General features: G+C 57.8%; 23 protein-coding genes and 4 tRNA genes. 10 read left to right on the forward strand and 17 right to left on the reverse strand.

What is annotated here, in order from left to right:
* The first annotated feature begins 162 nt into the window (after nucleotides 1-162).
* Nucleotides 163-1,170 (forward strand): hypothetical protein, encoded by a 1,008-nt coding sequence (locus ACP2AU_RS03005; RefSeq protein WP_426374346.1) that lies wholly within the window; start codon nucleotides 163-165, stop codon nucleotides 1,168-1,170.
* On the opposite strand, the gene ACP2AU_RS03010 is transcribed toward ACP2AU_RS03005, so the two are convergent.
* From ACP2AU_RS03010 to ACP2AU_RS03025, 4 genes are all read right to left on the reverse strand, one after another.
* On the reverse strand, nucleotides 1,167-1,676 hold the full coding sequence (locus ACP2AU_RS03010) for a shikimate kinase (protein WP_426374348.1): 510 nt from the start codon (nucleotides 1,674-1,676) through the stop codon (nucleotides 1,167-1,169). The genes ACP2AU_RS03005 and ACP2AU_RS03010 overlap by 4 nt on opposite strands.
* Complete coding sequence (gene sstT, locus ACP2AU_RS03015; protein WP_426374350.1) at nucleotides 1,673-2,899, reverse strand: serine/threonine transporter SstT; 1,227 nt, start codon at nucleotides 2,897-2,899, stop codon at nucleotides 1,673-1,675. Before sstT ends, ACP2AU_RS03010 begins: the two co-directional genes overlap by 4 nt.
* A gap of 126 nt (nucleotides 2,900-3,025) precedes the next feature.
* Nucleotides 3,026-3,102, reverse strand: a tRNA-Met gene (locus ACP2AU_RS03020).
* A 107-nt stretch (nucleotides 3,103-3,209) separates the two neighbouring features.
* A complete protein-coding gene (locus tag ACP2AU_RS03025) occupies nucleotides 3,210-4,532 on the reverse strand; it encodes an acetyl-CoA C-acetyltransferase (protein ID WP_426374352.1) in 1,323 nt (440 codons plus the stop codon).
* 191 nt (nucleotides 4,533-4,723) lie between these two features.
* Between ACP2AU_RS03025 and ACP2AU_RS03030 the strand changes: the two genes are divergently transcribed.
* Entirely contained in the window at nucleotides 4,724-6,130 is a 1,407-nt protein-coding gene (locus ACP2AU_RS03030) for a 3-oxoacyl-ACP reductase (RefSeq protein WP_426374353.1), read from the forward strand.
* A gap of 134 nt (nucleotides 6,131-6,264) precedes the next feature.
* On the opposite strand, the gene ACP2AU_RS03035 is transcribed toward ACP2AU_RS03030, so the two are convergent.
* The 6 genes from ACP2AU_RS03035 to ACP2AU_RS03060 form a co-directional block, all read right to left on the reverse strand.
* Nucleotides 6,265-6,340 (reverse strand) — tRNA-Val (locus ACP2AU_RS03035).
* Between the two features lie 9 nt (nucleotides 6,341-6,349).
* A tRNA-Asp gene (locus ACP2AU_RS03040) sits at nucleotides 6,350-6,426 on the reverse strand.
* A 42-nt stretch (nucleotides 6,427-6,468) separates the two neighbouring features.
* Nucleotides 6,469-6,544, reverse strand: a tRNA-Val gene (locus tag ACP2AU_RS03045).
* A 179-nt stretch (nucleotides 6,545-6,723) separates the two neighbouring features.
* Nucleotides 6,724-6,993 (reverse strand): hypothetical protein, encoded by a 270-nt coding sequence (locus tag ACP2AU_RS03050; RefSeq protein ID WP_426374355.1) that lies wholly within the window; start codon nucleotides 6,991-6,993, stop codon nucleotides 6,724-6,726.
* A gap of 44 nt (nucleotides 6,994-7,037) precedes the next feature.
* Nucleotides 7,038-7,895, reverse strand: coding sequence for a DUF2846 domain-containing protein (locus ACP2AU_RS03055; RefSeq protein ID WP_426374357.1), 858 nt, complete (start codon nucleotides 7,893-7,895; stop codon nucleotides 7,038-7,040).
* 116 nt (nucleotides 7,896-8,011) lie between these two features.
* Entirely contained in the window at nucleotides 8,012-8,962 is a 951-nt protein-coding gene (locus ACP2AU_RS03060; protein ID WP_426374359.1) for a hypothetical protein, read from the reverse strand.
* Between the two features lie 185 nt (nucleotides 8,963-9,147).
* Here ACP2AU_RS03060 and purE point away from each other — a divergent pair, with 185 nt between their 5' ends.
* From purE to ACP2AU_RS03090, 6 genes are all read left to right on the forward strand, one after another.
* Nucleotides 9,148-9,639, forward strand: coding sequence for a 5-(carboxyamino)imidazole ribonucleotide mutase (gene purE, locus ACP2AU_RS03065; protein WP_426374361.1), 492 nt, complete (start codon nucleotides 9,148-9,150; stop codon nucleotides 9,637-9,639).
* 46 nt (nucleotides 9,640-9,685) lie between these two features.
* Nucleotides 9,686-10,804 carry a 5-(carboxyamino)imidazole ribonucleotide synthase gene (locus ACP2AU_RS03070; protein ID WP_426374363.1) on the forward strand — a complete coding sequence of 373 codons (1,119 nt, stop codon included), beginning with the start codon at nucleotides 9,686-9,688 and terminating at the stop codon, nucleotides 10,802-10,804.
* A 73-nt stretch (nucleotides 10,805-10,877) separates the two neighbouring features.
* Nucleotides 10,878-11,456 carry a superoxide dismutase [Fe] gene (gene sodB, locus ACP2AU_RS03075; RefSeq protein WP_011785497.1) on the forward strand — a complete coding sequence of 193 codons (579 nt, stop codon included), beginning with the start codon at nucleotides 10,878-10,880 and terminating at the stop codon, nucleotides 11,454-11,456.
* Nucleotides 11,457-11,711: 255 nt separating this feature from the next.
* Nucleotides 11,712-13,772 carry a putative bifunctional diguanylate cyclase/phosphodiesterase gene (locus ACP2AU_RS03080; RefSeq protein ID WP_426374366.1) on the forward strand — a complete coding sequence of 687 codons (2,061 nt, stop codon included), beginning with the start codon at nucleotides 11,712-11,714 and terminating at the stop codon, nucleotides 13,770-13,772.
* Nucleotides 13,773-13,795: 23 nt separating this feature from the next.
* Nucleotides 13,796-14,383 (forward strand): LemA family protein, encoded by a 588-nt coding sequence (locus tag ACP2AU_RS03085; protein WP_426374368.1) that lies wholly within the window; start codon nucleotides 13,796-13,798, stop codon nucleotides 14,381-14,383.
* A 10-nt stretch (nucleotides 14,384-14,393) separates the two neighbouring features.
* Nucleotides 14,394-16,373 (forward strand): M48 family metallopeptidase, encoded by a 1,980-nt coding sequence (locus tag ACP2AU_RS03090; RefSeq protein ID WP_426374370.1) that lies wholly within the window; start codon nucleotides 14,394-14,396, stop codon nucleotides 16,371-16,373.
* A 71-nt stretch (nucleotides 16,374-16,444) separates the two neighbouring features.
* Here ACP2AU_RS03090 and gspD read toward each other — a convergent pair whose 3' ends face one another.
* The 6 genes from gspD to ACP2AU_RS03120 all read right to left on the reverse strand — a co-directional run bounded on the left by gspD (nucleotide 16,445) and on the right by ACP2AU_RS03120 (nucleotide 23,002).
* Nucleotides 16,445-18,394 carry a type II secretion system secretin GspD gene (gene gspD / locus ACP2AU_RS03095; RefSeq protein WP_426374371.1) on the reverse strand — a complete coding sequence of 650 codons (1,950 nt, stop codon included), beginning with the start codon at nucleotides 18,392-18,394 and terminating at the stop codon, nucleotides 16,445-16,447.
* A gap of 35 nt (nucleotides 18,395-18,429) precedes the next feature.
* Nucleotides 18,430-19,278 (reverse strand): type II secretion system protein N, encoded by an 849-nt coding sequence (locus ACP2AU_RS03100; RefSeq protein WP_426374373.1) that lies wholly within the window; start codon nucleotides 19,276-19,278, stop codon nucleotides 18,430-18,432.
* A gap of 1 nt (nucleotide 19,279) precedes the next feature.
* Nucleotides 19,280-20,071, reverse strand: coding sequence for a type II secretion system protein N (gspN, locus tag ACP2AU_RS03105; protein WP_426374375.1), 792 nt, complete (start codon nucleotides 20,069-20,071; stop codon nucleotides 19,280-19,282).
* A 165-nt stretch (nucleotides 20,072-20,236) separates the two neighbouring features.
* Nucleotides 20,237-21,889 (reverse strand): chaperonin GroEL, encoded by a 1,653-nt coding sequence (gene groL / locus ACP2AU_RS03110; RefSeq protein ID WP_426374377.1) that lies wholly within the window; start codon nucleotides 21,887-21,889, stop codon nucleotides 20,237-20,239.
* Nucleotides 21,890-21,967: 78 nt separating this feature from the next.
* Nucleotides 21,968-22,255 (reverse strand): co-chaperone GroES, encoded by a 288-nt coding sequence (gene groES, locus ACP2AU_RS03115; RefSeq protein WP_011785505.1) that lies wholly within the window; start codon nucleotides 22,253-22,255, stop codon nucleotides 21,968-21,970.
* Nucleotides 22,256-22,450: 195 nt separating this feature from the next.
* Nucleotides 22,451-23,002: an FxsA family protein gene (locus tag ACP2AU_RS03120; protein ID WP_426374379.1), complete on the reverse strand. Its 552-nt coding sequence runs from the start codon at nucleotides 23,000-23,002 to the stop codon at nucleotides 22,451-22,453.
* Nucleotides 23,003-23,073: 71 nt separating this feature from the next.
* Between ACP2AU_RS03120 and ACP2AU_RS03125 the strand changes: the two genes are divergently transcribed.
* Complete coding sequence (locus ACP2AU_RS03125) at nucleotides 23,074-23,835, forward strand: SDR family oxidoreductase (protein WP_426374381.1); 762 nt, start codon at nucleotides 23,074-23,076, stop codon at nucleotides 23,833-23,835.
* Between the two features lie 22 nt (nucleotides 23,836-23,857).
* Nucleotides 23,858-24,181, forward strand: a complete 324-nt coding sequence (locus ACP2AU_RS03130; RefSeq protein ID WP_426374383.1) for an MGMT family protein — start codon at nucleotides 23,858-23,860, stop codon at nucleotides 24,179-24,181.
* A gap of 42 nt (nucleotides 24,182-24,223) precedes the next feature.
* Here the strand turns inward: ACP2AU_RS03130 and ACP2AU_RS03135 are convergent, their stop codons facing one another.
* Complete coding sequence (locus tag ACP2AU_RS03135; protein ID WP_426374385.1) at nucleotides 24,224-25,738, reverse strand: fumarate hydratase; 1,515 nt, start codon at nucleotides 25,736-25,738, stop codon at nucleotides 24,224-24,226.
* Nucleotides 25,739-25,925: the final 187 nt, after the last annotated feature.

Genomic DNA, 25,925 nt, shown 5'->3' on the forward strand with positions numbered 1-25,925 from the left:
CGCGGACCCGGGGGCATCTCTCACAGCCCTGAACACTATCCACGCCCGCATTACCAAGACTAGCAGCATACTGCATCCGGCGATGCCCCGCCCACTCTCGCTCCGGTTCTGGAAATAGGCTAACCTGTCAGGCACTTATAGAGCTACAGACAGGCCTTACGGATGCTTCATGTAAACCGCGAAAATCTGAAATCCAGCCATCAATTAATCTGGTTTCTCATCGATTTTCTGATGCTTGGCCTGCTGATCATCAACCTTTCTTTCATCATCTGGGACTCTATCTACGGGTTTGTCGCCGTGCAGAACCTGCTCCGGGATTATACCCCGGCTCTTCAGGCGGCCTATCATCCCATCCACGAGCGATTTATCTTCTACGACCTGATCTTCGTGTCCATATTTCTGAGCGAGTTTGTGGTGCGCTGGGGCTATTCCATCAAAGCCGGGATCTATGACCGGTGGTATTTCTACCCGTTCATTCACTGGTACGATCTGGTCGGTTGTATTCCGGTCGGTAGCCTGCGATTCCTCAGAATCCTGCGCGTCATCTCGATCATATACCGGCTGCATCAGTACAAAATTATCGATTTCACCAAAACCCGGCTGTTCCAGTTTGTGAGCTTTTACTATGAGGCTTTCATGGAGGAGTTGTCTGACCGCATCGTGATCAAAGTCCTGACCGGAGTTCAGGAGGAGGTAAAAAAGGGCTCGCCTTTGTTCGATCGCATTCAGCAGGACATTCTTTACCCGCGCCGGGCAATGCTGGCCGATTGGCTATCGGAACGGGTAGCCTTGGCCGCTCAGGAGGGTTACGTACCGAATCGCGGTGCTTTGCGGGCCTACATGGAGAATCGGGTCGATGAAGCCCTGAAGCAGAATCTGGAGCTTTCCAGGCTGAAATACCTGCCGGTGGTGGGGCCCACCATACAGGATACCCTTGAGAACGCCGTCGGCGATATCGTCGCCAATGTCATTCACCAGATACTCGAAGACCTGGGTTCGACCAGTAATCACGCGTTCGTCGAGGACATCGTCAACGTCTTCCTGCCAGAGCCTGATCACGAATTACACGAGCAGTCCCGGAACGATGCTCTCATTCAATTGATCGTGGAAGTCGTCGATGTCATCAAGGACCAGGTTCGGGTAAAGCGCTGGCGGGAAAATCTTCCCTAACCCGCCAGGCCATCAATGACCGCCTGGCACACCTGTTCCTGATTCAGGCCCTGGCCATGAATGGTGAGGTCTGCGTAGCGGTTGTACAGCGCCAGGCGTTCGGCAAACAAGGCTTCCAGTGACTGATCCGGACGCCGGGAAATGCCGCGCAGACTGTAATCGCCAATACGCCGCTGAACCTCGTCCAGCGGAATGTCGAGGAAGACCACCGTACCATTCCGGCCCAGATGACTCATCGCCTGCTGGCTGTAGACGGCACTCCCTCCCGTACTGATAACCTGCCCCTCAACGTCGAGCCCCAGCAACACCCGCTCTTCAATTCGGCGCAGGGCCAGGTAACCATCCTCGTCAACAATCTCCTGAAGCGTTCGCCCGGCGGCTTCCTGAATCAGCAAATCCGTGTCTACGAACCCGAGCCCCAATCGCTTGGCGACCAGCACCCCAACCGTACTTTTTCCGCTACCGGGCATACCGATAAACACCAGATTCTGGCGGCCGGCGGTCATGATACTTCACGAGCCTCTGCCGAACGGCAGGCTGCTGCCGTGAACAACACATCGGTTGATGAGTTCAGTGCCGTTTCCGTCGAGTCCTGGACCACACTGATCACAAAGCCGATGGCAACGACTTGCATGGCCACCTCAGTGGAAATACCGAAAAGGCTGGTTGCTAGCGGGATCAGCAGCAAAGAGCCACCAGCCACGCCGGACACGCCACACGCTGCCACAGAGGAAACCACACACAGCAACAGCGCGGTCGGGAAGTCAACGGCAATGCCCAGCGTATGGGCCGCGGCCAGCGTGATAACGGAAATAGTGATGGCAGCGCCGGCCATATTGATGGTGGCACCCAGGGGAATGGAGATCGCATAAGTGTCAGGATCAAGGCCGAGGCGGTCACATAAATTCAGGTTGACCGGAATGTTTGCGGCCGAACTGCGGGTAAAAAAGGCGGTGATGGCACTGCCACGCAAACAGGCAAAAACCAGCGGGTATGGGTTCTGGCGGGTATGCAGAAAGACAATCAGAGGGTTGGTTACCAGCGCCACGAACAACATACAGCCGACAATCACACCCAGCAAACGACCGTATTCCAGAAGCGCAACAATACCGGTGTCAGCCAGTGTGTTGGCGACCAGCCCGAAAATCCCCAGAGGCGCAAACCGGATAACCGCCCGGACAATGCCGGAAATGGCATCAGACAGATCATTAACCACATCGCGGGTGCTCTCACTGCCATTGCGCAACGCCAGCCCCAAACCCACGGCCCAGGCCAGAATGGCGATGAAATTACCCTCCATCAATGCGTTGACCGGATTCGTCACCGCACTCAGCAAAAGATTTCGCAAGATCTCGAGCACCCCTTCGGGCGGGTTACCGCTCACTTCCGGCAACTCCAGTGTCAGCTCGGTCGGGAACGCAAAACTTGCGACTACGGCCACCACGGCCGCCACCAGAGTACCGATAACGTAGAGCAACAGAACACCACGGATATGGGTTGGTTGCCCCTGGCGATGATTGGCAATGGCCGCCGTCACCAGAGCAAATACCAGTATCGGAGCCACAGCTTTCAGGGCGGAGATAAACAGTTGCCCGAGAAGAGAAACCGAGTGGGCTGTACCAGGCAGGAAGACGGCCAGCAGTATGCCGGCCACAATGCCGATGGTAATCTGGGGGATCAGCCCCATCTGCAGCAGGGGGCGTACAACGCCAAGTAGCCGAGTGAACATCAGAGGGCTCCTTTTGCTCGTTCAGAAAGGGGCATCATCCAGCGACACTGGCCACAGAAAATATTTGCCACCCAGAAAGCAAAAAAGGCAGATCAGTGAAGTTGACTGACCTGCCTTTCTTTTTTTTGGTAGCGGGAGCTGGATTCGAACCAACGACCTTCGGGTTATGAGCCCGACGAGCTACCAGACTGCTCCATCCCGCATCAAACTTGTCATTAACCGGTAACTGCCCGATCAACGTGGCGCGAATAGTATAGACCTGACGCCTCGCTGTCAAAGCCTGCCTCGGTTATTACCTATCCTTTCAGAATCAGCGCTCCAGAATAGCCGTCACGCCCTGGCCACCGGCGGCACAGATCGAGATCAGGCCGCGGCCACTGCCCTTCTGCTCCAACAGCCTGGCCAGGGTGGCGACAATGCGCCCGCCAGTCGCGGCAAACGGGTGCCCCGTGGCAAGGCTGGAGCCTTTTACGTTCAGCTTGTCCCGGTCAATACTGCCCAGCGGCTTATCCAGCCCCAGCCGCTCCCGGCAAAAACCGGGATCCTCCCAGGCCTTGAGCGTAGACAACACCTGCGCCGCAAATGCCTCGTGAATTTCATAGAAGTCGAAGTCCTGCAAAGTCAGGCCGGCCTTTTCCAGCATTCGCGGCACGGCATAGGCCGGCGCCATCAACAACCCTTCTTTCTTATCAACGAAGTCCACAGCAGCCACCTCGGAGAAGGTCAGCCAGGCCTGCACCTCAAGATTGTTAGCCTTCACCCATTCTTCGCTGGCCAACAACACAGCCGATGCCCCATCAGTCAGCGCCGTGCTGTTGGCCGCTGTCATGGTGCCATTTTCACGGTCAAAACAGGGCTTGAGTGTCGCCAGCTTTTCCAACGTGGTGTCCGGGCGCAGAATGTTGTCTTTATTGAGACCCGCCATCGGCGTAACCAGATCCTCGAAGAACCCCTCATCGTATGCCCGCGCCAGCTTTTGATGACTCTCCAGCGCAAGACGATCCTGATCCTCCCGGGCAATATTCCACTCCTTGGCGGTGATCTGGCAGTGATCCCCCATGGACATTCCGGTACGCGGCTCTCCGTTCTCGGGAATTTCCGGCACCAGATGTCCTGGCCGGAAACGGCCCAGAATTTTCAGGCGCTCTGTCGTGGTTTTGGCCCGGTTGAGATCCAGCAGAATTTGCCGAAGACCCTCGCCTACTCCGATTGGCGCATCGGATGTCGTATCAGTGCCGCCGGCAATACCACACTCGATCTGACCCAGAGCAATTTTATTGGCCACCAGAATAGCGGCCTCGAGCCCGGTTCCACAGGCTTGCTGGATATCATAGGCCGGGGTTTCCGGCGCCAGGCCACAACTGAGCACAGCTTCACGGGTCAGATTGAAGTCACGGGAGTGCTTGATCACTGCCCCGGCAACCACTTCGCCCATTCGCTTTCCGTCCAGATTGAAACGATCAACCAAACCTCTGAGTGCCGCCGTTAACAGTTCCTGATTGCTGATCTTGCTGTAAGCGGTATTGGAACGGGCAAACGGAATCCGGTTGCCACCGACAACCGCCACTCGCCGTACGCCGGGGCTTGCCGCTGCCGGGGTTGCTGACGCTTTCTTTGTCTTTGCCTGTGCCATCGCAATGCTTCCTTGTGAGTCAGATAATTCTGTTTTGATAAGCCAATACTGTTAGTGAGTCTAGCGCCTGCCGGCGGTCTCTCATTGGCAACGCTGACAACGCACAACCTGCGTTCAGTCAATACAATAGCCAGCAGATCCCTTACCCTTTAGGCTAAGTTGCAAACAACCAGGTATACAAGGAAGAACATATGTCTGACCTCTATCTCAAGCTCGTGAATACCCCGGTAGGCAAAACCGCCGCCCAGTCCCTGGGCTTGCCTTCGCCCGCCCCACTGAAACGCCTCAAGCGTGTGGACCAGCCCTTTATTGAAGGAGATATCCTGGTGGGCGCCGGCCAGGGTGCGCGCGCCATCGCGAACCTTGGCAGTATTGTCAGCGCCAGCCCGGCGACCCTGCATCACGCGTCTGGCCCGGAGAACCTGTCAGAGTCGGCCAAGGCCAGCACGAGGGCCCAGGCACTCGATGTTACCGGCGATATCGATGGCCGGTTCTCGGCTCTGATTTTCGACGCATCGGGCCTCCAGAAACCCGGTGAGCTGCGCGCCCTGTATGACTTCTTCCATCCCACCATCCGCAAACTGGCCGCGAACGGCCGGGTACTGATTATCGGCCAGGACCCGCACACTTGCCGAAAAGCCCCGCAGGCTGCAGCACAACAAGCACTGGAGGGGTTTGTACGGGCCGTCGGCAAAGAGATCGGAAAAAAAGGATCCACCGCGAACCTTCTGTGGATTGCCCCCAACGCCGAAAACCAGCTCGACGCCTCTGTTCGCTTCTTCCTGTCTGCTCGCTCTGCCTACGTTTCCGGGCAGACGGTGCGCATCGGCAAGGCCAGCGACGCCAAAGCCGGCAACCCGGTCGCGCCGCTGGCAGGGAAAGTGGCCCTGGTCACCGGCGCCTCCCGCGGCATCGGCGCTGCCATTGCCAGCACCCTCGCCCGGGACGGCGCGACCATCATCGGGCTGGACATTCCACCGGCACTCGACGAACTCCAGAAAGTAACCGGCCCACTGAACGGTAAAGCACTGGCCTGTGATATAACCGATGAAAAAGCGCCCAAGCTGATCGCCGATTTCATTGAGAAAGAAACCGGCGGCGTAGACTTTGTCATTCACAACGCCGGCATTACCCGGGACAAGACTCTGGGCAATATGCCGGAGCACTTCTGGGATATGACCATTGCCGTCAACCTGACAGCAGAAGAGCTGATTGATGAAGAACTGGCAGAGCGCAATCTGATGCGGGAGAACGGCCGGATCGTGTGCATTTCCTCGATCAGCGGCATTGCCGGTAATTTTGGCCAGACCAACTATTCCTGCGCCAAAAGCGGGGTGATCGGTTACGTTGAATCCATGGCCCGACACCTGAAGAACGGCATCACCATCAATGCCGTCGCGCCAGGCTTTATCGAGACCCAGATGACCGCCGATATGCCGTTCACCATCCGAGAGGCCGGCCGGCGCATGAACAGCTTGTCTCAGGGCGGCCAACCGGTGGATGTCGCAGAGACCATTGCCTGGTATTGCAACCCGGCCTCGGCTGGCGTAAACGGAAACGTCGTCAGGGTGTGCGGCCAGTCCCTGATCGGCAAGTAGCCCAGGGAAGGCTGTTGGAGTAAAGGTCGGCGCACCATTCTGCTCTGCGTCGACCTTTCTGCAGGCAATCAGCGCCCGGCACTTTTTTCGAGGCACAAAAAAAGCAGACCGCGAAGGTCTGCTTTTTTCAAATCTGGTGGGTGGTGCAGGGATCGAACCTGCGACCCTCGCCTTGTAAGGGCGATGCTCTCCCAGCTGAGCTAACCACCCAGAATAAGGTGGCGGAGCGGACGGGACTCGAACCCGCGACCCCCGGCGTGACAGGCCGGTATTCTAACCAACTGAACTACCGCTCCGCATCGATTCAGAAAGACTGAACCTTGCTGCTGCTTTGAAAGTGGTGGGTGGTGCAGGGATCGAACCTGCGACCCTCGCCTTGTAAGGGCGATGCTCTCCCAGCTGAGCTAACCACCCACTTTCATGGCCTTACTCTTTTTCAGGCCCAAAACAGCCACTTGTTGCGCTTCGCGCTTGCTGATTCAGCGTTGCTGTCTCAACCAAGTGAGACGCGCATTTTAAGCATTTCGCTCACAGTGTCAAACGTTTTTCCGAAAATAATCAAAGTTTTTTTGGCGACACCACAAAGTGCACATTTATTGCTCAAAATCAGAGTCTTGTGACGCCTTTTCCTGCCCGGGAAAGGCGTGAATCTTTGCCGACCCCTGCCCCGCCTGCTGGCCTTTACTCCTCAAAGCCAGCTCGCTTACCCGGGCTCGGCGCTCACCGGGCACCGCCTGGCTGGCCAACGCCTGATTAAGGTCATCTATACGTTGGCGCGCATCTCGCCAGGATTCTTCAAGTAACGGACCCACTTGGCCCGCCAGTTTTTCAATACGAAGCAGGAACTGTTCTTTCAATGACATTGTTTTTATCTCACAGCACGGAACCTTCCCAGTGTAGACAGCACCTAGAAAATCCACCAGCCGGTCGATTCGGCTTCCTCCCGGCGTTCGCGCTCCCGCTCCAGCTGCGCGTATTCCTGCTCCAGCGCTTTCAATTTGCGATCCGCCTCCAGGGCGACCGCCGGCCCGCCGCCGAACGGCCAGAACCAGGAGGGCTCCTCATATTGGCCCGCTTGCTGCAGCCGTTCTAACTCAATCTGCCGCTCCTGCTCCAGCGCCTCTTTGCGCTTTTCATAATCGGTATCTTCGTTGACTTCAACGATAGAGGTAGCGGCGTGGTTGGGCGCCAGCAGGTCGCTGTTGAGAAATAACGTGGAAACAATCTCTTCAGCCTGCATGGCGTACTCCCGTGATACCAACTGCAGATCGCCTGCGGCCAAAGGATGTTCCGGGTCGAGATCCGGATGTGGTCGCGCGGGCTCAGCCAGTTCGTTGTACCGCAGGTAATAAATTTTGCCTGGCTCCACTTTCAGCGTGGCGTCTGCGATCAGGCTGAGACTGAAAGAGTTCAACCCTTCCAGCCCCAACAACGGCCGACGCATGGCAATATGGCGTTCGCCCGGGCTCACTTCCAGCCAGGTAAAACTGTTATTTCGTATATTGAAGTAATGCTTGTCGTCTATGTAAACGCTCGGAGATTCAATTTCGTCTGCCGCCCACTGGGAGTGGGTCCGATAAAAATAAAGCAGGGCGTTGTTCTGGTTCCACTGGTCAGTATCAATGTGAACAAAGTCATGACCAGACACCGGATGCAGGAAGCCGCCCACGCTCTTGCCGATGGACTGGTAAACCGTGCAGCCGGACAGCACCAGAAAACACGCGGCAACGGCAGCTTGTTTTGTGAAAGGCACTCGGATTTTCATTGTTATTCACTCTTCATCCCTTATCGAGTAGAGACGATCATAACAACTGACCACCGAGAGAAATGAGAGCTACCGCAAGGGATGAATACAAACCGTTACATTCACCCCTTCCGTCGCTACTGCCCCGGGCCAGACGCCCTGAGCTGATTGACCTCTTCCGACAGGCGGACCAGGCGCGACGTCAACTGGGCCCGGGAGGCATCAATAGACTCCACCGTTCTGGCCAATTCTGCCAATCGGTTTTGCAGCGCCCGGACATCGCTGGCACCAGCCAGGCTTTCACTGCGGGCTTCCAGCGCCGATAGACGGCTCTCAACGCCATCCATGCCCAGCGCCTGCTCTTGTTCGAAGCGGCGGAGACGCCCCTCCACCACCTGATCCACATCGCCAATCTGCCGGCTCAACTCCGCAAGTTGCGACTCGGCCTTCCTGTCTGCCTGTTCAAGGGCCGGCAGTGACGTATCCAGGCGCTGGCCCAACTGAGCGATATCATCACCCAGGCCGGTTTGAACCTTGTCGACCGTGGTGGCCAGATCAGACACGGATTTTCCGGTTTCCGCCAATTGCTGCTCCAGCACTGAAAGCCTCTGACCATGCTCGTCGAGCTTTTTCCGATTACGCTCATTGGCCACTACCCAGAGCTTCCGGATTTCGCTGTTGGCCACGCCCACCTTTTCCGCATTGGCTGCAATCTTTTCGTCCAGCGAAGCACCACGTTCCTGCAAGGATTCGCCGGTTTCCGACAATTCACCCTCGAAGCGCGCCAGTGCCAGCTTACTCTGCCGGGCCCAGTAATCGGCCTCTTCCAACTGGCTTTCCAGCACCGCAATCCGCTGCCCCTGGCCATACCAGCCCACGCCAGCCACCACGCCCAGCCCGAGAATTGCCACCCAGACCAGCATTCGCCCGCCGCCCTTACCCCCGGGCCGACCGCCGGAGGCTGCGGGCGGCCGGGAGCCACCATTGCCAACCCCGGGCTCGTTACCACCCCGAGGGGCGCGGGCTTCTGCAGCGCCTGCCGGAGTTTCTGCTCGCAGCTCGTCTTTGTCTGGGCGAATGGGTTCCATTACAGCTCCTGAGAATGGATAGTTGAATTGTATAACCTGCGATAATACCCGCACTTACGCACCGGTTAAAATGACGACCCGGAAAGAAAGCCCCCCGGTGCCAGACAGCGCGGCTTGTCGTGTTGCACGGCAACTGGGCAGAACATACAATGGCCGGCTTTCCAATTATCACAGGACTGTTGCTTATGCAGCCGCTTGTTGGACTTATCATGGGCTCGAAATCTGACTGGCCCACCATGGAACACGCCGCCAATATGCTCGATAAACTTGGCGTGCCCTACGAAACCCGGGTCGTCTCAGCCCACCGCACGCCGGATCTTTTATTTGACTACGCCAAAACGGCCGCTGAACGCGGGCTGAAAGTTATTATCGGTGGTGCCGGTGGCGCAGCGCATCTGCCGGGCATGGTGGCCTCACAAACGTCCTTGCCGGTGCTGGGTGTGCCTGTTCAGTCCAAGGCACTGAACGGGCTCGACTCGCTGCTCTCTATCGCACAAATGCCCGGCGGCATTGCCGTTGGCACTTTAGCCATCGGCAAGGCCGGTGCCACCAATGCCGGCCTGTTGGCGGCTCAGATTATCGGCGCCTTCGACGACAAGGTCCGCCAGGCTGTGGAAGAGTTCCGGAGCAATCAGACCCAGACGATTCTGGATAACCCTGACCCCAGAGACCAATAACACCTCGCTGACAGTCGGCGAGCCGTGATACAGCAGGAGATTTCGAATGAAAATCGGTGTGCTCGGAGCCGGGCAACTCGGGCGGATGCTGGCGCTCTCCGGATATCCTCTGGCCAAAGAATTCGTCTTTTACGATATGTCTGGCAACCCCAGCGCGGGCCTCGGTGAAGTGATCGTCGATCGCGACGGCCAATACCTGGAGGATTTTCTGTCCCGGGTTGACCGGGTGACCTACGAGTTTGAACATCTTCCCGTTGACGTTGCCGAACAACTCGCGCAACACAAGCCGGTTCACCCCTGCCCCCGTGCGCTGCAGGTTTGCCAGAACCGGGAGGCTGAAAAAACGCTCTTCGGGCAACTGGGCATCCCCACCCCGAAGTGGCAGGTGGCCGATAGTGCCGAGTCGCTTCAAGCCGCGGCGGAAACGCTGGGCTGCCCCGTGGTTGCCAAGTCCATCACCGAAGGTTATGACGGTAAAGGTCAGGCCGTGCTTAAAAACCCGGAACAGGCAGAAGAGGCCTGGGCCGCCATCGGGCATCCGAGGGTCATCGTCGAAAAATTCGTCAACTTCAGGCGCGAAGTCTCAATCATCGCGGTTCGCGGCGAAGATGGCGATGTGGCCTTTTACCCGATCGCCGAGAACACCCATCACGAGGGCATTCTGCGATACTCCATCGCACCGGCACCGGGCCTTCAGCCACACGTTCAGCAAGATGCCGAGAAATACATCAAGGGGCTACTGAACGAATTGGACTATGTCGGCGTACTGACACTTGAGCTGTTTGAAACAGACGACGGTCTGGTTGCAAATGAAATGGCACCCAGAGTTCACAACTCGGGCCACTGGACCATCGAAGGGGCCATGACCAGCCAGTTCGAGAATCACATCCGTGCCGTGAGCGGCCACCCGCTCGGCAACGTCGCCGCCCGGGGCGTAAGCTGCATGATCAACATCATCGGCGAGCATGGCGACATTGAACGGATACTGGAACTGCCCTACGCTCACCTCCACCTTTACAACAAAGGGGAGCGCCCGGGCAGGAAGCTCGGCCATGTAAATATACTGGCAGACAACTATCAGGAACTGGTCTGGCGGGTAAGGAACTGTGCCCAGTTCCTGCCCGGCAGCCCCGAGTTTAAAAGCTCTCTCACAACAAAGGGTTGATTTAGCTCAAACCGCCCTTATATTGCGAGAGAGTCAACACACATAAACAGAGAGAACCAGGGAGAACGACCTCATGGCATTTGAACTTCCCGCATTGCCTTACGAAAAAAACGCACTGGAACCGCATATCTCTCAGGAAACCCTGGAGTACCATTACGGTAAGCACCACAACACCTACGTAACCAAGCTGAATGGCCTGGTTGAAGGTACCGAGAATGCCAACAAGTCGCTGGAAGACATTATCAAAAGCGCCAGCGGCCCGCTGTTCAACAACGCGGCACAGGTATGGAACCACACCTTCTACTGGCACTGCCTGAGCCCGAACGGCGGCGGCGAGCCCACAGGCGCAGCCAAAGAAGCCATCGAGAAGGCTTTCGGCTCTTTCGAAGACTTCAAAAAAGAATTCAACGACAAGGCCGCCAACAACTTCGGTTCGGGCTGGACCTGGCTGGTCAAAAAGGCTGATGGCAGTGTTGCCATTGCCAACACCAGCAACGCTGAAACACCGCTGACCGGTGCCGACAAGCCGGTACTGACCGTTGATGTCTGGGAGCACGCCTACTACATCGACTACCGGAACAGCCGTCCGAACTATCTGGAAGCTTTCTGGAACCTGGTTAACTGGGACTTCGTTAACGAAAACCTGGCTTGATCCAAGTCCAGCAGAGGCAGGTGCAAGACGCGCCTGCCCGCACCGGAAACGCCCGCACGGTATGCCCTGCGGGCGTTTCTGTATCTGATGGCGACAAAGCGAAACAAATCAACACACGGCCAGGCACGATTCTCTGAAAAAATCGGCCATACTCCATGAACTTGAAAGGAATCTGAACCATACTGTCACTGGTGCCTGACCGAACCCTTCACGGCGTGCTAATGAATCAATCCGACAGATGAGCCAAAACAGCGGATGCAACAAGCATTTGAAGTAGAAAACCACCTTGGATCCCGCATTCTCCGATGGGTACTTATCGTGGCCTTGCTCAGCGGCACGCTGGTAAGCGCTATACAGGTGGTGCTCGATGCGGAACGCGTGTCGGAAGAGCTCGAGCGCGAGGCGGCACAAACCCTGTCGATGGTAGAAGACTCCGCCACCCAGGCCGTATTCAGCATCGACGACACACTGGCCCAGCAAGTGGTCGACGGGCTTTTTGCCCTTGAACCCATTCACATGGCCCGCATCACCCATCCGGACGGCGATGAACTCGGCGAGCGCCTGCGTCCTCTGCAGGACACGCCTTATCGACCTCTGACTGACCCGATTTTTGGGCAGGTCAGGGAATATCGTGAAACCCTGACCCGCAATAGCAACCCGGATCAGATTTACGGTTTCCTGGAGGTCCATTACGACACAGCGCCCTTCGCCCGCACCTGGTTGAATCGAGCGCTGGTGACCTTCGCCTCGGGAATTGCTCTGGCCATGATTCTTGGCATTGTCCTGTTCGTGGTCTTCCACCTGTTGCTCACCCGGCCGCTGCTGCGCATTGTGCAGTCGGTCAAGAAAGTCGATCCGGCACACCCGGACGATCGGCTGGTAACCATGCCTGACGGTCATCGTGCTGACGAACTGGGCCTTTGGGTAAATGCCACCAACAATATGCTGGTGGCCATTGGCGACACCCAGAAGAAGCACCGGGAGGCAGAAGACAGAATCAACCGGCTTGCCCGGTACGACACCCTCACCGGGCTGCCGAGCCGCGATGCCTTTATGGAAGAGCTTCAGCAAGCCATTGAACGCGCTCAGGAAAAACACGGCGCCCTGGCGCTGACTGTATGCGGCATCGACGATTTCAAATCCGTTAACGAACAGTGCGGCTTCCGCACCGGCGACACCATCCTACAGACCGTTGCCAGCCGCCTTCGGGCCAACCTTTGCTCTGACCGGTTCAACATTGCACGGTTAGGCAGCGATCAGTTCGTTGTTGTTGAAAAGCACCTTCGTGATGGTTTCCAGGCAGCAGAAACGGCGGAAAAACTCCTTGCCACAATCGGTTCGCCTATTAGCTCGGGAAATCACCGCATTTCGATGACCGCCACACTGGGCATCTCATTATTCCCCTCCGATGCAGACCAGGCGGACCGTCTGCTCCAGAGCGCGGAACAGACCATGGCACTGGCCAAGCAGGCCGGGCACAATCACTTCCAGTTTTACGTGGCCAGTATCGACCAGGAAATCCGCGAACGCAGGCAGATGGAGAAAGACCTGGCCCAGGCGCTGGTCAACCACGAATTCCATCTTGTGTACCAACCGCAAATCAACCTGGAAACGCGGCGCGTGATTGGCGCCGAGGCGCTGCTTCGCTGGGAGCACCCCGGTCGTGGCATGATCCCCCCGGACGATTTCATTCCGGTAGCCGAAGCCAACGGCTCCATTGTCGAGATCGGCCAGTGGGTACTGGATCAGGCTTGCTGGCAGGCCGCGCGCTGGGCCAGCGAAGGCAGGCATTTGCGCATTGCGGTGAACTTATCGGCGGTCCAGTTGCGCCAGGAATCCATTGTCGACGATATCCTGAACACCCTTGCACGGCATCGAATTCCTGCTGGCCGGCTGGAACTGGAAGTCACCGAAACCAGCTTTATGACCAATCTCGCGGATGCCGTTGCCAAGCTTCACCGACTGCACCGTGCCGGAATCAGTATTGCAGTTGACGATTTCGGTACCGGCTATTCCTCTCTGACATACCTGAAACAGATGCCGGTGCAGCATCTGAAAATCGACAAACAGTTCATCCGCGATCTCCTGATCAACGAGGAAGACACCCGCATAGCCAATACGATCATCGATCTGGGCAGAAGCCTGAATCTGACGGTGATCGCCGAAGGGGTGGAAACTGCAGAGCAGGAGTACTACCTCACCCAGCGGGGGTGCGCCCTTGCCCAGGGGTATTTCTTCTCCAGGCCGCTGCTGCCCAAAGATTTTGAGAATTTCATACAGACTTTTCACGCCCGAATCGTGGAAAATAACGCCTGAACCTTCAGCCCTTAGGAGTAGTCATGGGAACGACTGTTATCGGTCTCGTAGTTATTGCCGTCGTCATCCTCTATCTGGTGTTCATCTATAACCAGCTGGTTTCGTTGCGTAACCAGTTCAAAAACGGTTTCGCGCAGATTGACGTTCAGCTGCAACGCCGGCACGACCTGATTCCGAATCTTGTGGAGTCGGCCAAAGCGTATCTCGATCATGAAAAGTCTACGCTCACCCAAGTGATGGAAGCCCGCAACAATGCCGTCAGCGCCCAGAAAGATGCCGCCCGCGACCCCGGTGACGGCACCAAAATCCAGCGGCTGGGCAGTGCTGAAAACCTGCTGACCAAGGCCCTTGCCAATTTTTACGCCGTCGCCGAAAACTATCCGGAATTAAAAGCCAACGAGACCATTCAGCAATTAATGGAAGAGCTCTCCAGCACCGAAAACCGGGTAGCGTTTGCGCGCCAGGCCTATAACGACGGTGTGATGTCATACAACATCTTCCGGGAGAAATTCCCCAATAACGTGATTGCCGGGCTGTTCGCATTCAAGGAAACTGCGCAATTACAACTGGAGTCTCCGGAGGCTCGCCAGGCTCCCAAAGTCAGTTTCTGAGGCCTGATTCATGGCAAGCCCCGGTTTTTTCCAGCGCCAGGCCAGCGCCCGACGCAATACCGGCCTGTTAACCATTCTGTTCCTGACGGCCGTCACGCTCATTACGCTTGCCGTTTGCGTGGTGGCCTATATGGTTACCCGCAGCCAGACTTCCGGCCTTCCCTTTCAGCACTGGCTGCTCTCCAGCCATGGCCTGACCACCGCAGGAGCGGTCATTGCCCTTATCGGCGTCGGCTCGCTGGTGCGCTGGGTGGACCTGGCGGGCGGCGGCTCTCGTGTCGCCCGAATGGTCGGCGCACGCGCCATCGACCCGGATACAAACGACCCGGAGGAGCGCAAACTTCGCAATATCGTTGAAGAAATGTCGATTGCCAGTGGTGTGCCGGTGCCGGATCTTTACGTGATGGATCAGGAAACCGGAATCAACGCCTTTGTGGCCGGTTACACGCCGGGCGAAGCAGTGATGGTGGTCACCCATGGCGCATTGACACAACTCGACCGAGATGAACTGCAAGGCGTTGTGGGGCACGAGTTCAGCCATATACTGAATGGCGATATGCGCATCAACGTGCGGCTGATCGCCCTGCTGGCCGGTATCCTGATGATCGGGCAGATTGGCCAGTTTCTGCTTCGCGCCGGATTCTACAGCAGTGGCTACCGCCGCAACCGGGATGGCCGGGCTCAGGCCGCCATGGGGCTGATCGGCCTGGCCCTGATGATTATTGGCTACCTTGGCGTGTTTTTTGGCCGATTAATCCAGTCGGCTGTCTCCAGGCAGCGGGAGATGCTGGCAGACGCGTCTTCGGTTCAGTTCACCCGCAATCCGGAAGGGATCGGCTCGGCGTTATTCAAGATTGGCATGAAAGGCGGCTATCTCGATACCACCAGCCACGCCAGCGACATGAATCATATGTGCTTTGGCGAGGCCGCCCGGATGAAATTCACCTCGCTCCTCGCCTCCCATCCGCCGGTTGATGAACGAATCCAGGCAATCCAGCCCGGGCTGATCGCACGGCTGCGCAGCCGTTTGCGAGACACACACCCCGTATCGCGCGGGCAAGGGCACAACCAGAGCGCAAAGAAAGGCGGCTTCGCCGATCTGGTAGGCCAGGTTGTCGAGCCTGCACAAAGCACCGGCAAATACAGCCTTTCTCCGCTGTCGAGCCACGTTGCAGAACAACCTTCCGCCCCGACCGCCGCGCTGTCAGGCCGGGTGGGCACGGTGTCGGCAGACAGCGAACGCTTTGCCAGCGGCCTTCTGAAGCAGCTACCGGCCACCTTCCGCAACCTGCTCTATACCCGGGCCGGTGCGATTCAGCTTTGCTATGGCCTGATCATCCATGAATTGGACCCGGCCGAACAAAGTGAAAAGCTGACGTTGATCGACGAGCATCCAGTACTGGGCGCCCAGCCCGACCTGCTCGCCAAACTGGTGCCTGCCTTGCGCCGACTTGGCGAGCGGGCACGCTTTCCGGTGATGGAGCTGGCGATGCCGGCGCTGAGGAAACTGGATCCCGAGGAGCGCAAAGTTCTTCTCAGTAATGTGCAGATACTGGTTCAGGCCGACAATCGGGTGACGTTGTTTGAGCTGGCACTCACAACCTTTCTGTGGCGCCACCTTGGCAATGGCGCCGGGCAGGCTATTCCTGTGAAGTATCGCAGTTTCCGCCAGGTGAAACCCGCGGTGGAAAAGGTTCTGAGCCTGTTTGCCCGAGCCGGCACTGGCGCCCCGGACGCCGCTGAGCGGCTTTATCGGGAGGCCCTGTCAGGGTTTGGTGACGGGAAACAGGAAGCCATACACCCCCGGGTAACCCAGAAAGACCTCAGGCAGGCACTGAACACGCTGAATCAGCTTTCGCCGCTGCTGAAGCCCGCGATTATTGATGCCTGCGGGCATTGCATCAGCCACGACGGTAAAGTGGATGTAAAAGAATATGAACTGATGCGGCTGGTGGCCGATCAACTCGACTGCCCCATGCCTCCGCTGTAGCGGGACCTGATCTGGCAAATCATGAGCAGGCTGCCCGGGCAGCGTTCAACCACGCTACCCGGGCTGAGAACTTACTGTCGGCGCCCTTCGAACAGCATATCCACCGACGGATCGGCCGCTCCCGCGGGCAGGCCAAGTTTCTCACGCACTTCCAGATTGACGTTCCAGAGACGGTTAAACTTCTCGGTTGTGGCCGCCGTCGCCTCGGCCTTGCCCAGCATAATGGTGGGGCGCAGAAACACCAGCAGATTGCGCTTGACGCGGGTTTCGCTCTCCGATGAGAACAGTCGGCCCAGCACCGGGATGTCTCCCAGCAAAGGCACCTTGCTCTTGCTTACCTGATAATCGTCTTTGATCAAACCACCCAGCACGACCGTCTCGCCGTCATCGGCCAGCACCGTGGTCTTGATTTCGCGCTTGTTGGTAATCAAGTCCGATGCGTTGGCCACGGCCGTGGTGGAAATATCTTCCGTGGTTTGTTCAACCACCAACCGGACCAGACCATCGGCACTGATCGTCGGGGTCACTTTCAGGCTCAGGCCCACGTCACGCCGCTCAATCGTTGTGAATGGATTGGTGGTGCCATCGCCGGTCACTGTGGATTCACCGGTGCGGAAAGGCACATTCTGGCCAACGATAATCTCCGACTCCTGGTTGTCCAGGGTAATGATGCTTGGGGTAGACAGCAGGTTGGCCGCCGAGGAAGAGGAAAGCGCCTGAATCAGAACGCCCCAGGTAACGCCGTTTTCATCCCGTTGGCCAGCACCCACCGTCAGGCCTCCCCCGAGCTGGGGGATAGTGTCACCCACCAGAGCACCAATGACCGAATTCAGCCCCACCATCCCCTGACCGCTGGTCAGGTTGGTTCCCAATACCGGGAACGAGCCTGCAGACTCATCACCCGCCGCCAGCTGCACGCCAAGCTGGTCTCCCAGCTCATCACTGATTTCAACGATAGCAGCTTCAATCATCACCTGAGCGCGGCGCACATCGAGCTGCGCCACGATCTCTTCCGCTTCCTGCATCAGAGACGGATCACCGCGTACAACCAGAGCGTTCAGCCCCTCATCCGCGAAGACCGAAAAATTGCTGTTCGGGTTGCCAGCGGCCCCACTGGCAGCGCCGCCAGCACCGCCCTCTTTGGCCACCGCTCCCATCACGCCTTTGAGGATTTCAGTCAGCGCTTTGGCGTCTGCGTGGCGCAAACGAAGTACCTTGGTGGTCCCGCCACTGGCCGACGGTTGGTCCAACTGGCGGATCAGGCCGCGCATCTTGTCCCTGAAGGTCTGATCACCCCGCAGAATCAGGCGATTACTGCGCTCATCGGCGGTAACACTGTATTTGCGCGCGGCGTTGTCGCCACCGGCCCGCCCCAGTTCCTCGGGCGCCAATTCCTGAAGGAGGGTTACCATGTCGCCGACCCAGGCTTCGTCGAGCTGAATCACTTCCACTTCATACTTTGATGGGCTGTCCAGCTCGCGGACAATCTGTTCGATGCGGCCAATGTTGGAAGCGTGATCGCTGACAATCAGGGCATTCGCCGCCGCAACGCCCGCCAGGTGGCCGTATTTGGCGACCAGTGGCCGCAGAATCGGCACCAGTTCCAGCGCATTGGCGTTATCAATCTGGATAACCCGGGTGATCAGTTGTTCGGAAGGGGTTCGGGGAAACCGGTCGAGATTTTCCGCAGACTGTTTGGCATCTACCTGCTGGACAATTTTGACCACTTCTTCGCCCGGGATGGCCGTAAAACCATGCACATTGAGTACCGCGAGGAACAGGTCGTAAATCTCATCCTTGTTCATGGGTGCGCTGGACAGCACGGTAACCTTGCCTTTAACCCGGGGGTCGACCACAAAACTGTAACCGGTGATATCGGCCACCTGGGTGACAAAGGCCCGGATATCGGCATCTTTCAGGTTAAGTCTCCAGGTTTCACCCTGCGCCTGGGCCAAAGAGGCCAGCGGCAGCAACAGCGCAAACAGAAGGGCACGGAAAAGATGGATCTTATGATTGTACATCTGGAGGTTTCGTCCTGTTTGTTTTAAGTACCCCGTCAACGCCATTGCTCGGGTATGGCGTAACTGACTGTCAGCAGGGTTCCGTCACGTTCAATTTCAATATCCAACCGGGGCTGGCTACGCCAGCTGTCCAGCAATTGTTTATCCTGTTCAATATCACCCAGAGGCTGGCCGTTCACAGCCGTGATGACATCGCCCGGGCGTAGATTCACCGCGTTCAGCATGGCATTGGAGCCATCATACACATAGCCTGCCTGATTCTCGCCGGGTCTCAGGCCATAGGTTGCCAGCGCTGCCGCGCCCTCGCGTTCGAGCCGCGCCCTGGCATTTGCCAGGTAGGTATCCGGCGACTCAGCCTGCGGCGACGACGCTTCAGCAACCAGCGTTTCCATGTCGGCCTCTTCCTCGAAGGCCAGCGACTCGTAACGGCCCCCGCGGCGAAGCAGTATTCTGCCGGCCTCCACCTCCGCCAGCTCCGCGTTGCCGGGCAATTGTTCGCCGACACGGTAATATTCGGTTTCACCGTTGCTTCCGGCAACTATAGCACCGGAGTCCTCCGGCCGCTGCCCAACCAGCACACCTTCCAAGCGCAGCCGCAGGCCGGTCTCGGGCGCGGAACGCCGAACCACCTCCGCCACGCCCATCTGGTTCTCCGGTCGCCCGAAAAACTCATAGCCTGCAAGTGGGGCATCCACGAACCGGTTATCTGCCGCGATCACGCCCGAGGCCTGGCCGAAGACCTCCGGCACCGGCCGGTCATTCCAGGCAAACAGCCAGGTGACTCTGGCGAGCTCCACGGCCAGAAAAACCACCAGCACAACCAACAACAGATGGGCCAGTGTTCTCAACCGGCGTTCCAGACCATCCACAGAGCGCTTCGGCACCTTATAGCCCCCCTGGCAGCAAAGGCTGCCGGACACGGAACACCACATCCCCGGGCCTTGCGCTATCGGGCCAGGGCTGCTGTGCCAGATCAACCATACGCTTGTATACCCTGACCTCCATCATGCCATCCCAGAGAATACTGGCATCAGCAGCCGGCCCGTCACCCTCCTGCTCACTGACGATCAGGGCAACGCCGCCTTCGACGGTGTCCAGGTTGGCCTGCATGGGGGGAAATTCGGCCTGGCCCCTCCGGTTGCCCATTGGCCAGGTGACGGTACCCCCGCCCCAACGCCCGCGGCCATCGGCAGACTGCAGCCGGCCATCGGCCAAGGACAGGGTGAACCGATCAATTGTGACCGATCCCTCAATCATGGCCCCACCGCTCTGGCGAATCAGCGGTTCAAATTCGGCAACGGTGACCAAACCAGTGGCCCGGACATCCAGGCTGCCCGGCCAGCCAGCCAGAGCAGACCCTTCAACCCGGGATTGCGATGAGGAAACGGAAAACGCCAGCGGCATAGTCAGTCCAGATAACGATGGCCATTCAAGCTGCCATTGCACTCTGACAGGAAATCCCGCCAGAACAACCACGGCGGCGCCATCCCATAAACGCCCGGAGACCTGCTGAACGCTGACTTGCTCCGGCAATTGAACCCGCCCAGACGCCTGCTGCCAAAGCCAGCCCGCCGGAACCAGTGCGATCAGGGCACCCCCGTAAACCAATACGCCAAGCAGCAACAGGACAAACAGCCTGCCCGGGCCGGGAAACGATGTTGGTCGGGATTCAGTCATTGCAGCTGGCACGTTTAAAAACTGGTAGCCGAGTCTAACAAAGCCATGGCGCAAGTTCATGACAAAAAAACGAAAAACCCCGCGCCAGTGTGAACCAGCGCGGGGTTTTCAGGGTAGATCGGTCCAGGCCTCAAACATTGTGGGCTGGCCGGGATCTGGCCGGCATTACATCATGCCGCCCATGCCTCCCATTCCACCCATGCCGCCCATGTCCGGCATACCGCCGCCGGCAGACTCGTCCTGCGGCTCGTCCGCAACCATCGCCTCAGTGGTGATGATCAGGGACGCCACAGAAGCGGCCGCCTGCAGCGCGGAACGGGTCACCTTGGCAGGATCCAGGATACCCATGTCCAGCATATCGCCATAGGCTTCGGTCGCGGCGTTGTAACCGAAGGAACCTTCGCCTTCGCGAACCTTGGCAACCACAACGGAGGACTCACCACCTGCGTTGTAAACGATCTGACGCAGCGGAGCTTCCATGGCACGGCGCAGGATGTTCACACCGGCTTTCTGCTCTTCGTTGATCGCGTCTACGCCTTCCAGAGCCGCGATGGCACGAATCAGGGTGACACCACCGCCCGGTACGATGCCCTCTTCAACCGCGGCGCGGGTAGAGTGCAGTGCGTCTTCAACGCGGGCCTTCTTCTCTTTCATTTCCACTTCGGAACCGGCGCCTACCTTGATAACGGCAACACCGCCAGCCAGCTTGGCAACACGTTCCTGCAGTTTTTCCTTGTCGTAGTCGGAAGAACTGTCTTCGATCTGCTTGCGGATCTGCTCAACACGAGACTCGATGTCCGCCTGCGCACCGGCACCGCCAATGATGGTGGTGTTTTCCTTGGTGACGTTAACGCGCTTAGCCGTACCCAGGTCATCCAGGGTGGTGTTCTCAAGCGTCAGACCAACCTCTTCGGAAATCACGGTACCACCGGACAGAATCGCGATGTCCTGCAGCATTTCCTTGCGACGATCACCAAAGCCAGGCGCCTTCACGGCGTTGACCTTCACGATGCCACGCATATTGTTCACGACCAGAGTCGCCAGCGCTTCGCCTTCAATGTCTTCGGCGATGATCTGCAGCGGCTTGCCGGCTTTGGCAACGGATTCCAGCACCGGCAGCAGTTCGCGGATGTTGGAGATCTTCTTGTCGACCAGCAGAATGAACGGATCTTCCAACTCGGCAGACATATTGTCCTGGTTGTTGATGAAGTACGGAGACAGGAAGCCACGGTCGAACTGCATACCTTCGACTACGTCCAGCTCGTCTTCCAGGCCACGGCCTTCTTCAACCGTGATCACGCCTTCCTTGCCAACTTTCTGCATCGCATCGGCAATGATCTTACCAATGGTTTCGTCGCCGTTGGCAGAGATGGTGCCAACCTGGGCAATCATCTTGCTGTCATCGCAGGGCTTGGCCATCTCGCGGATTGCCTTCACCGCTTCAGTCGTAGCCTTGTCGATGCCGCGCTTCAGATCCATCGGGTTCATGCCGGCAGTCACCGCCTTTACGCCCTCGTTAACGATGGACTGGGCGAGAACCGTTGCGGTAGTAGTACCATCACCGGCCGTGTCGTTGGCCTGGGACGCTACTTCTTTCACCATCTGGGCGCCCATGTTCTCGAACTTGTCAGACAGTTCGATTTCCTTGGCGACGGAAACACCATCTTTAGTGATGGTCGGCGCGCCGAAGGACTTCTCCAGAACCACGTTACGGCCTTTCGGGCCGAGGGTCACTTTAACCGCGTCTGCCAGAACGTTGACGCCTGCGACCATACGCTTACGTGCGCTATCACCGAATTTAACGTCTTTTGCTGCCATGTCTTCTATTCCTGTTCGTTAAACCGAAATCGTTGAGTCAGTCGGAATAATGAGAGTTCGTGCCGGTCGCCTCAGCGATCACTCAAGCACGCCGTAGATGTCGTTCTCGCTCATGATCAGGAGCTCTTCGCCGTCAACCTTTACGGTGTTACCGGCGTACTGACCGAAAACCACGGTGTCACCCACCTTGACCGCCAGTGCACGGGTTTCGCCGTTATCGAGGATACGGCCATTGCCAACGGCAATTACCTCACCCTGGGACGGCTTTTCCTTGGCGTTGCCCGGCAGCACGATGCCACCTGCAGTTTTCTCTTCTTCTTCCTTACGGCGCACGACAACACGATCGTGTAGCGGACGAATTTTCATTGCTCGGTTTCTCCAATAGTCAGATTGATGTGGCAATGACAATTGCTGTTAAAAATGTCTGGCCGGATATCCGGACCCGACAAATTGCCTCTGCATCCAACCTACTGATAGTCAGTCGTTTTCAGCCTGAGGCGAATCTGTGGTGTGTAAATGGGGCTGGCCGGAAGGTTTTCAACACCCGCCCCCAAAAAAAATTCACTTTTTTTCGTCGTTATTCCAATCACCGGAACCGTGCTGAAGACGGTCGCGATCGCTCTGGGTCTGATCCTGATACTCGCCCTCGATAATGTCGCCGTTGGCATCCCGGTCGAACGGGCGCTGGGGGCCGAACGGACCGCCTCCGAATGGCCCGCCGGTACCTCCGGCACGGAAAAAGAAGCTCTGGCCCTGGCCCGCCACTTTCATCCTTTTCAGGGCCTGGGATGCCAGCCAATGCCTTGTACCAGGCAGCAAGCACAGGAACCCGAAGGTATCGGTGATAAAGCCCGGCGTGAGCAACATCGCTCCGCCCACCGCGAGGATCAGCCCTTCGGCCACCTCCTTGGCGGGCAACTCACCACTGTTCAGCCGCTCATTCGCACGCAACAGGGTTGCCAGCCCCTGCTGGCGCAGCAACCAGGCACCAATAACAGCGGTCAGAAACACCAGGCCAACGGTATTCATGACGCCAATCATGCCCCCGACCTGAATCAGCACAGCCAGCTCGGCGATGGGCATAACAATGAAAAGAAAAAAGAAAACGGGCAAAATGCCTCCCATAACAACGATGCAGACACACAGAGAACGATAAACACCTCTGAACTTAATTAGGGCAAACCATGAAACTTCAAGATTCTGTGATTGCAATCACCGGCGGTGGCCAGGGCCTCGGCCGGGCGATGGCCGAATATCTGGCCGCCAAAGGCGCCCGACTGGCCCTCATCGACCTGATGGAAGACAAGCTCGCCGAAGCCGCTGAGGCCTGCAAACAAGCCGGCGGCGAGGCCCGCACCTACGTCTGCAACGTCGCCAGGGAAGAAGATGTGGAGACCACCTTCCAGGCCATCATCACCGATTTCGGCCAGCTCAATGGCCTGATCAACAACGCCGGCATCCTGCGTGACGGCTTGATGGTGAAATTCAAGGACGGCCAGCTGCAAAAGCGCATGGAACTGAGCCAGTGGCAATCGGTGATCGACGTCAACCTGACCGGTGTATTCCTGTGTGGCCGCGAAGCCGCCACCCGGATGATTGAAAACGGCGACCAGGGCGTGATCATCAACATCGCCTCCATCTCCCGCGCCGGCAACATGGGCCAGAGCAACTACTCCGCCGCCAAGGCCGGTGTCTCGGCACTGGTGCCAGTCTGGGCCAAGGAGCTTGCCCGTTACGGCATCCGCTGCATGGGCATTGCACCTGGCTTTATCGAGACCGAGATGACCGCCTCCATGAAGCCGGAAGCCCTGGAGAAAATGACCGCAGGCATTCCGCTCAAGCGCATGGGCAAGCCGGAAGAAATCGCCTCGGCGGTGGCGTTCATCTTTGAGAACGACTACGTTTCCGGGCGGATGATCGAAGTGGATGGCGCTCTGCGCCTGTAACCCGGACACTCCGGAGCTCTGAATGGACGAGTTCGCAAAAGAACCGACAAAAGAGCAGAGAATCTGGCAGGTAGTGGCCGCTATTCCGGAAGGAAAAGTGGCCAGCTACGGCCAGGTAGCGGCCATGGCCGGCCTTGTCCGCCAGGCGCGCTTTGTTGGCCGGGCCTTGGGCAAGCTGCCTGCCGGCCACAACATTCCCTGGCACCGGGTCATCCGGAGCAACGGCCAGATTGCCTTTCCGGAAAGCTCAGAAATCCGCCAGCTACAAACCGAGAGATTGAGACTCGAAGGGGTGGAGGTCTACAAAGGCAGGGTAAAGATGAAAAGCTTTCAGTGGCAGCCCTGAGCAGAACACCCAGGGCTGCACTGATTCTACCGCAGTGTCAGATCAAACCGCCTTGGCAGCAATGATCTTGTCGTGCCACTCGACCGGGCCGGTCTGGTGCACAGAGCTGCCACGGGAATCGACCGCCACGGTTACTGGCATATCTTCTACTTCAAACTCGTAGACCGCTTCCATACCCAATTCTTCAAAGGCCACCACTTCTGCGCCCTTGATGGCCTTGGAAACGAGATAAGCCGCACCGCCCACAGCCATCAGATACACCGCGCCGTGCTTCTTGATCGCGTCGATGGCCACCTGCCCACGCTCGGCTTTACCGATCATGCCGGTCAGGCCGGTTTTCTCCAGCATGGTGTCGGTGAACTTGTCCATGCGGGTGGCGGTGGTGGGGCCAGCGGGGCCAACCACTTCTTCACCCACGGGATCCACCGGGCCGACGTAATAGATGAAACGGCCTTTAAGATCCACCGGCAGCTCTTCGCCGCGCTCGATCATGTCGACCATTTTCTTGTGAGCGGCATCACGGCCGGTCAGCATCTTGCCGGACAGCAGAACGGTTTCACCCGGCTGCCAGTCTTTTACGTCTTCCGGGGTGACGGTATCCAGGTTCACGCGGCGAACGTTCTCACCCACTTCCCAGGTGATTTCCGGCCAGTCGTCCAGGCTCGGCGGCGTTTGCAGGGAGGGGCCAGTGCCATCCAGCGTGAAGTGCGCATGGCGAGTCGCGGCGCAGTTCGGGATGATCGCAACCGGCTTGTTGGCGGCGTGAGTCGGGTAATCTTTTACCTTCACGTCCAGAACTGTGGTCAAACCACCCAGACCTTGAGCACCAATACCCAAGTCGTTCACTTTCTCGAACAACTCAAGGCGCAGCTCTTCAGAACGGTTAGAGGCACCGCGCTCTTGCAGGTCGTGAATATCGATCGGGTCCAGCAGAGACTCTTTCGCCAGCTCCATCGCCTTCTCAGCGGTACCACCGATACCAATACCCAGCATACCCGGCGGGCACCAGCCCGCACCCATCTGCGGAATCATTTTCAGAACCCACTCTACAACCGAGTCAGAGGGGTTCAGCATGGCAAACTTGGACTTGGCTTCCGAACCGCCACCCTTGGCTGCCACGTGCACTTCCACGGTGTTACCCGGCACCATCTTGTAATGAATGATGGCGGGGGTGTTGTCTTTGGTGTTCTGGCGCTTGCCGTCCGGGTCGGCCAGAACCGAGGCACGCAATACGTTGTCCGGATGGGTATAAGCGCGGCGCACGCCTTCGTTGATCACGTCATCCAGGGGCTGATCGCATTCAAACTTCACATCCATACCGATGTTCACGAATACGGTGACAATGCCGGTGTCCTGGCAAATCGGGCGATGGCCCTGGGCACACATACGGGAGTTGATCAGAATCTGGGCCATGGCGTCCTTCGCCGCCTGAGACTCTTCCCTTTTGTAGGCCTCATATACGCCCTGAATAAAATCCTTCGGGTGGTAATAGGAAATAAACTGCAGCGCGTCCGCTACGCTTTCGATCAAGTCGTCCTGGCGGATTACGGTGGTCATAGTCGCCTCATCAGCTTTCTGATTATCGGGGTGCCGGAGCCGCAAGCAGCTCCCGTCATTTAAAAAGAAGCGAGAGTTTATCAGAAAATCGTCCTAACGAGGGATGCGACAAACGATGACCCTGCCGGCATAATCGGCTTCTTGGCCGACACAGGCAAACCGACAAAAACAATGGAAAGACGCCAGG

The organism is Marinobacter sp. VGCF2001 (assembly GCF_049943275.1).
Classification (GTDB): domain Bacteria; phylum Pseudomonadota; class Gammaproteobacteria; order Pseudomonadales; family Oleiphilaceae; genus Marinobacter.